Source organism: Nonomuraea diastatica (assembly GCF_004349015.1).
GTDB classification, from domain to species: Bacteria; Actinomycetota; Actinomycetes; order Streptosporangiales; family Streptosporangiaceae; genus Nonomuraea; species Nonomuraea diastatica.
Map to the genome: position 1 here is coordinate 48636 of NZ_SMKP01000051.1, position 7175 is coordinate 55810.

A 7175-nucleotide genomic window follows, 5' to 3' on the forward strand; every position below is an offset into this window, starting at 1 on the left:
GCCTGAGGCCCCGGGCATGCGGCCTCAGCCCACCAATTCCCTGCGCGCGCGCCGGCTCAGCCAGGCCGCGGCGCCCGTCAGCGCCGGCTGAGGAGCGACGATCAGCGCCGTCCCGATGGCGGAAAGGTAGTCCGTCATGTCGGGATTGGCGGTGAACCGCGTACGGAAGCCGCTGGTACGCACGCGCTCCACGATACGGGGCAGCACTCCGCCGCCCAGGTAGACCCCGCCCCTCGCGCCCAGGGTCAGCGCCACGTTCCCGGCGAAGCCGCCCAGCATCCCGCAGAACACCTCGACCGTCTCGGCACACAACGGGTCGTCGAGCCTGGACACGATGTCCGAGGCGGTCAGCTCGGGCGCGGCGACCCCGTTCACCTGGGCCAGCGCCCGGTGCAGCCGGACCAGGCCCGGCCCCGACAGCACATGCTCGGCCACGACGTGCGGCAACCCCTGCGACTGGAGGACCCGTACGATCTCGAACTCGCGCCGCTCCACCACCGGCACCATGACGTGCCCGCCCTCGCCCGGGATCGGCGTCCAGCCGTGCTCGGCCGGCACCAAACCGCCCACGCCCAGCCCGGTGCCCGGCCCCAGCACTGCCTTGACCCCGTGGCAGAGGCCCGGGCCGCCCAGGTGCACCAGGTCATCGCCCTCCAGGTGCGGCAGCGACACCGCCAGCGCCTCGAAGTCGTTGAGCAGTCGCGCGTACGGGACGTCGAGGTCGCGCACGGACCCGGCCCACGGGGAGTTCGTGAGCCGGTAGCGGTCACCGTCGATCGGCCCCGCCACGGCCAGGCAGACCGCGCCCGGCCGCACCCCGTCCGCGTGCTTCGCGAGATAGGCGTCCACGGCTTCGGGCAGCGTGGCGTAGGCGGCCCCTGCCAGGACCGCGACGTTCGACGGCCGCGCCCCCAGCGAGGTGACCAGGCCGAACCGGGCGTTGGTCCCCCCGATGTCGGCGACGAGCCAGGGAAGGTCAAAGGCGCTCACGCATACCTCCGGCGTCCACGGGCGGCGTCAAGATCGCTCGCCTCACACCGCAGGATGCCACGATCGCCCGCGCCGTCCCAGACGGCTGTGCCGCCTTCGCCGTCCCCGGACGGTCGTGCGCCTTCGCCGGCTCGTCACCGGGCCAGTCCGGCGGCGCGGGCGGCCACGGGGGCGCCGGCCTCCAGGTGGGAGGAGCCCGCCTCGGCGGGGAACCCCAGCCCCGGGCCGTGGTGCGGCGACTCGGCGCCGCTCACCCCGAAGATTCCGGCCCCCTGCTCCGCGTGCCCCGCCATCCGGCGGAAGGCGGCGAACAGCTCGCGTCCCGTCCCCACCCACTGCGCGTCGCTCAGCGGCCGCCCCTCCGGCGTACGACCGGCCAGGTCCTCGGCGGGAACCAGCAGCTCCAGGGTGCCCGCCGCCGAGTCGAGTCTGACGACGTCGCCGTCGCGCACCAGCGCGATCGGCCCGCCGTCAGCGGCCTCGGGCGACAGGTGGATGGCCGCGGGCACCTTGCCTGACGCGCCGGACATCCGCCCGTCGGTCACGATCGCCACCCGCTGCCCCCGGTCGAGCAGCACGGCCAGCGGCGAGGTCAGCTTGTGCAACTCGGGCATGCCGTTCGCGCTCGGCCCCTGGTAGCGGATGACCGCCACGAAGTCCTGCCCGTCCAGCTCACCCGCCTCGAACGCCTTCAGCAGATCGAGCTGGTCGTCGAAGACCTTGGCCGGCGCCTCGATCACCAGGTGCTCGGGCTTGACCGCCGACACCTTGCTGACCGCGCGGCCCAGGTTTCCCTCGACCATGTGGATCCCGCCGTCCGCAGCGAACGGCCCGGCGACGGGACGCAGCACGTCCAGGTCGGCGCTGCCGCCGGTGACCGGCGACCAGAGCAGTTCGCCGTCCACGAGGGCGGGCGCCTCGCGGTAGCGGTCGAGGCCGCGTCCCGCGACGGTCAGCACATCGGCGTGGAGCAGCCCCTCGTCCAGCAGATCGCCGATGAGCACCTGCATGCCGCCGGCGTCGCGGAAGTGGTTCACGTCCGCCTGGCCGTTCGGGTAGATCTTCGTGAGCGAGGGCACCACCCGCGACAGCCCGGCCAGGTCGTCCCAGGTCAGCACGATGCCCGCGGCGGCCGCCATGGCCACCAGGTGCAGCGTGTGGTTGGTCGAGCCGCCGGTCGCCAGCAGGGCGACGCAGGCGTTCACGATGGCCTTCTCGTCGACCACCTCGCCGATCGGCGTGTACTCCCCGCCGTGCGCGGTGATCTGCACGGCCCTGCGTCCCGCGGCTCCGGTCAGAGCGTGGCGCAGCTCGGTGTGCGGATTGACGAACGTCGAGCCCGGCAGGTGCAGGCCCATGACCTCCATCAGCGCCTGGTTGGAGTTGGCGGTGCCGTAGAAGGTGCAGGTGCCGGGGGAGTGGTACGACCTGGCCTCGGCGTCGAGCAGCTCGTCCCTGCCCACCTTGCCCTCGGCGAACAGCTGCCGGGTGCGGGCCTTGACCTTGTTCGGCAGGCCGGACGTCATCGGCCCCGCCGGCACGAAGATCGCGGGCAGGTGCCCGAAGTGCAGCGCCCCGATGAACAGGCCGGGCACGATCTTGTCGCAGACGCCCAGCAGCAGCGTCGCGTCGAACATGTCGTGGGACAGCGCGATCGCGGTGGCCATGGCGATCACGTCACGGCTGTAGAGGGACAACTCCATGCCGGGCCGCCCCTGCGTGATGCCGTCGCACATCGCGGGCACACCGCCCGCCACCTGCGCCACGCCTCCGGCCCTGCGCACGGCCGCCTTCAGCTCCTGCGGGTACGCCTCGTACGGCTGGTGCGCGGAGAGCATGTCGTTGTAGCTGGTCACGATGGCCACGCCCGGCTTCGCCGTGCCGCGCAGGGCGGGCTTGTCCTCGCCCGGCGCGCCCGCGAAGCCGTGCGCCAGGTTTGCGCAGCCGAGGTGCGCCCGCGCGGGCCCCTTCGCCCGCGCGGCCTCGCCGTCACGGCGGATGCGCGCGAGGTACACGGTCCGGCTGGCGGCGCTCCGCTCGGCGATCCGGTCGGTGATCTCCTGAATGACGGGGTTCATGCACCCTCCTTCGTCGGGCCGGTGAACCCGAGGTAGCTCCGTGTGATGACGGGCCCGATGACCGGCCCGGTGGTCGGCCCGGTGGTCGGCCCGGTGGTCGGCCCGCCGCGCTCGTTCACGCGTCCTCCTCGTGCCACGCACGACCGCTGCGGCCGAGCAGTTCGCGGGCTCCTGCGGGGCCGGTCGTTCCCGCGTTGTAGGGCTCTGGCAGCTCGGTGTGCGACTCCCAGGCGTGCAGGATCGGGTCGATCCAGCGCCAGGCCGCCTCCACCTCGTCGCGCCGCATGAACAGCGTCGGGTTCCCGGCCAGCACGTCGGTCAGCAGCCGCTCGTACGCCTCCGGCACCCGCGTCGTGAACGTCTCGCCGAAGCTCAGCGACAGCGGCACCGGCTTCAGCCTCACCTCGCCCGCGCCCGGCTCCTTGGCCATGATGTGCAACTGGATGCCCTCCTCCGGCTGCAGCCGCAACACCAGGCGGTTCGGCGCGCCGCCGGGGTAGATGGAGTGCGGCACGTCCTTGAACTGCACCACGATCTCCGAGCGCCGGTACGGCATCCGCTTGCCGGTGCGCAGGTAGAACGGCACCCCCGCCCACCGCCAGTTCTTCACCTCGGCCCGGATCGCGGTGAACGTCTCCACCCGCCGCGAGGCCTCGGTCGGCGGCGTGGAGGCCGGTTCGTCGAGGTAGCCGGGCATGCCGTCCGCCCCGACGTACTGGCCGCGCACGGTGAAGCGGTCGGCCTCGGTGCCCGTGATCGGCCGCAGCGCCTGCAGCACCTTGACCTTTTCGTCGCGGACGGCCTCGCGGTCGCTGCGGGCCGGCGGCTCCATCGCGGTCAGCGTGAGGAGCTGGAGCAGGTGGTTCTGCACCATGTCGCGCAGCGCGCCCGCGTGGTCGTAGTAGCCGCGCCTGCCGGGCGTCCCGACGGTCTCGGCCGCGGTGATCTGGACGTGGTCGATCCACAACGAGTTCCAGATCGGCTCGAGGAAGGCGTTGGCGAAGCGCAGGACCAGGAGGTTCTGCACGGTCTCCTTGCCCAGGTAGTGGTCGATGCGGAAGATCTGGTGCTCGTCGAAGATGGCGCCGACCTCGTCGTTGATCCGCTGCGCGCTCGGCAGGTCGTGGCCCAGGGGCTTCTCCAGGACCACGCGCGAGCGCGGCGTCACCAGCCCGGCCTCGTCGAGCTCGCGGCAGAACGGCCCGAACGTGCGGGGCGGGCTGGCCAGGTAGAACACCCGATCGCGCTGCCCGTGCCCGGCCAGCAGCCTGGTGAGCGCGCCCCAGCCCGCTCTGTCCGCCCCACCGGCGTCTCTACCGGCGTCTCTACCGGCGTCTCTGCCGACGTCGACCGAGACGTGGTGCAGGCGGCCGAGGAAACGTTCCCAGCCGGCCTGGTCGTCGACCGGCACCTGGTCGCGCACCTCGGCGTCCACCTTGCCGCGGAAGTCGGCGTCGGTCAGCCCGCCCCTGGACATGGCGATGACGCGGGACTCATGGGAGAGCCGGCCGTCCCTGTCGCTGTGGTAGAGCGCGGGGATCAGCTTGCGCATGGACAGGTCGCCGGTGCCGCCGAAGACGACGAGGTCAGCGGTGTGCGCACCTGGTTGAACGGCAGGGTGATCCGCGGGGTGTTCGGCGGGTGTGGTCGAGAGGGGGGACACGGTTGAAGGCTCCATGATCTACCAAGCAGGGACAGAACGGACAATAGCCAGAGTTTGGTTCGTACACAAGCTGAGTTTTGGCATTCGAGATAAAAAAGTGGTGACTTTTCATTACCTAACCCCATGTGGTTCACTTAGCCGATGCCTCGACGTACTGCCGCGACCCTCGCCACAAGTGGTGAGGTGCTCCGCCTCATCCGCTCCGGAGAGGCCGTGACACGCGGCGATCTCGGCCGGGTGACCGGCCTGTCGCGTCCCGCGGTGCAGTTGCGCGTCGGCGAGCTGCTGGAACGCGGCCTGGTCGTGGAGCGCGCCGACGCCCCGTCCACCGGCGGGCGGCCACCGGTCCGGCTGGAGTTCAACGCCTCGGGCGGCGTGGTGCTGGTGGCGTCGCTCGGTGCGAGCCGCACCAGGGTCGCCGTCTGCGACCTGGCCGGGCGCGAGCTCGACGGCCGCGAGTTCGCGATGGACGTGGAGCAGGGCCCCGACGTGGTGCTGCCGCTGCTCATGGACACCTGGGACGAGCTCCTCGGCGGCCGTCCCCGCTCGATGGTCGCGGGTGTCGGCATGGGCGTGCCGGCGACGGTCGAGTTCGCGCAGGGCCGCACGGAGAGCGCCCGCGTGATGGCCTCGTGGACCGGCGTGGTGATCCCGCCGATCATCCGCGAGCGGTTCCCCGTCCCGGTGCTCGTCGACAACGACGTCAACGTGCTGGCCATCGGCGAGCACCGCGGCGCCTACCCCGACCTCGACGACCTGATGTTCGTGAAGATCTCGACGCGGATCGGTGCGGGCGTCGTCGCCGGCGGCGGAATCCTGCGCGGCGCGCTGGGCGCCGCGGGGGAGATCGGGCACATCCCCGTCCTCGACGGCGGCGGCGTGCTGTGCCGGTGCGGCAACACCGGCTGCGTCGACTCCGTCGCCAGCGGCACCGCGCTGCTGCGCGACCTCCGGGCACGCGGCAAGGACGTCACGACGATCGCCGACGTGACGGCGCTGGTGCGGGCGGGCGACGCGGAGACGATGGCCACCGTGCGCGAGGCGGGGCGCAGGATCGGCGAGGTGCTCGCCGGGGCGGTCAACATCCTCAACCCGTCGGTGGTGGTGCTGGGGGGCGACGTCGCCGAGGCGTTCGGGCCGCTCGTATCGAGCATTCGCGAGGTCGTCTACCGTCGCTCCACCGCCCTCGCCACCCGCAGGCTGCGCATCGAGCCGAGCCGGCTCGGCGCGGGCGCCGGCATCAGCGGGTGCGCGGTGATGGTGCTCGACCACGTGTTGTCGCCCGAGGCCGTCGACGAGGCCATGACGGTCTCCGCCCTGCGCCCGGAGCGCGCGGCCTCCGGCTAGAGGTCCCAGCGTGGCTCGGAGCTCTCCTGCACGCCCCCGTCCGCGCGGAAGATCAGGTGGCGGTCGAGGTCGGCGGCGAACCACCGGTCGTGCGTGACCACCAGCACCGTGCCCGCGAACCCTGAAAGCCCCCGCTGCAACGCCTCCGCGCCGGCCAGGTCGAGGTTGTCCGTCGGCTCGTCGAGCAGCAGCAACGTCGCCCCTGACAACTCCAGCAGCAGGATCTGCAGCCGGGCCTGCTGCCCGCCCGACAACGTCTCGAACGGCTGCCCGCCCGCCGGCGCGAGCTCGTAGCGCGCCAGCGCCGCCATCGCCTCGTTGCGGGTCATGGCGTGCTCGCGCATCACGACGTCGGCCGCGGCTCGCCCGCGCAGGTCGGGACGTTCGTGGGTCTGCGCGAAATGTCCGGGCGTGACCCTGGCGCCCAGCCGGGCCACGCCGGTGTGCGCGATCGGCTCGCCGGCCAGCAGCCGCAGGAAATGGGACTTGCCGGTGCCGTTCGCGCCGAGGACGCCGACGCGCTCGCCGTACCAGATCTCCGTGGAGAACGGCCGCAGCAGCCCGCTCAGCTCCAGGTCCTCGCACATGACCGCCCGCTTGCCGGTGCGGCCGCCGCGCAGCCGCATGCGCACGTTCTGCTCCTTCGGCGCGCGCTCGGGCGGCCCGGCCCGCTCGAACCGCTCCAACCTCGTCACCGCCGACCGGTACGCACCCGCGAGCGCGTCGTTGTTCGCCGAGCGCTGACGCAACGTGTGCACCAGGCCTCGCAACCGGGCTCGCTCGTCCTCCCAGCGCCCGCGCCGCTCCTCGAGCCGCTCGGCGCGGCGCCTGCGGGCCTCGGCGTAGCCGGCGAACCCGCCGCCGTGCACCCACGCCCCGCGCCCTTCCACCGTGATGATCCTGTCGGCCATCTCTGCCAGCAGCCACCTGTCATGCGAGACGAGCAGCACCGTCTTGGCCGACTCTCTGATCGCCCTCTCCAGCCACTGCTTGCCCCGCACGTCGAGGAAGTTGTCCGGCTCGTCGAGCAGCAGGATCTCGTCGGGCCCGCGCAGCAGCGCCGCCAGCATGAGCCGCTTCTGCTCCCCGCCCGACAG

6 protein-coding genes are annotated in these 7175 nt (G+C 72.5%); 1 reads left to right on the forward strand and 5 read right to left on the reverse strand.

Features of this window, described 5'->3' with window-relative positions; all coding sequences use genetic code 11:
• Positions 1–24: 24 nt before the first annotated feature.
• From E1294_RS19440 to zwf, 4 genes are all read right to left on the reverse strand, one after another.
• Positions 25–990 (reverse strand): glucokinase, encoded by a 966-nt coding sequence (locus tag E1294_RS19440; protein WP_132510036.1) that lies wholly within the window; start codon positions 988–990, stop codon positions 25–27.
• Between the two features lie 134 nt (positions 991–1124).
• Positions 1125–3068, reverse strand: coding sequence for a phosphogluconate dehydratase (edd, locus tag E1294_RS19445; RefSeq protein WP_132510038.1), 1944 nt, complete (start codon positions 3066–3068; stop codon positions 1125–1127).
• Positions 3065–3187: a hypothetical protein gene (locus E1294_RS57240; RefSeq protein WP_281284453.1), complete on the reverse strand. Its 123-nt coding sequence runs from the start codon at positions 3185–3187 to the stop codon at positions 3065–3067. Before E1294_RS57240 ends, edd begins: the two co-directional genes overlap by 4 nt.
• Positions 3184–4731: a glucose-6-phosphate dehydrogenase gene (zwf, locus tag E1294_RS19450; protein WP_281284454.1), complete on the reverse strand. Its 1548-nt coding sequence runs from the start codon at positions 4729–4731 to the stop codon at positions 3184–3186. Before zwf ends, E1294_RS57240 begins: the two co-directional genes overlap by 4 nt.
• Positions 4732–4872: 141 nt before the next feature.
• Between zwf and E1294_RS19455 the strand changes: the two genes are divergently transcribed.
• Positions 4873–6078 (forward strand): ROK family transcriptional regulator, encoded by a 1206-nt coding sequence (locus E1294_RS19455; RefSeq protein WP_132510042.1) that lies wholly within the window; start codon positions 4873–4875, stop codon positions 6076–6078.
• Here the strand turns inward: E1294_RS19455 and E1294_RS19460 are convergent.
• Positions 6075–7175, reverse strand: a 1101-nt coding sequence (locus tag E1294_RS19460) for an ATP-binding cassette domain-containing protein (protein ID WP_132510044.1), incomplete at its 5' end; no start/stop codon positions are given. The genes E1294_RS19455 and E1294_RS19460 overlap by 4 nt on opposite strands.

Bases quoted from the DNA above. Each gene is read 5' to 3' on its own strand.
- edd (WP_132510038.1), bottom strand. From the start codon at position 3,068: ATGAACCCCGTCATTCAGGAGATCACCGACCGGATCGCCGAGCGGAGC.
- E1294_RS19455 (WP_132510042.1), top strand. From the start codon at position 4,873: ATGCCTCGACGTACTGCCGCGACCCTCGCCACAAGTGGTGAGGTGCTC.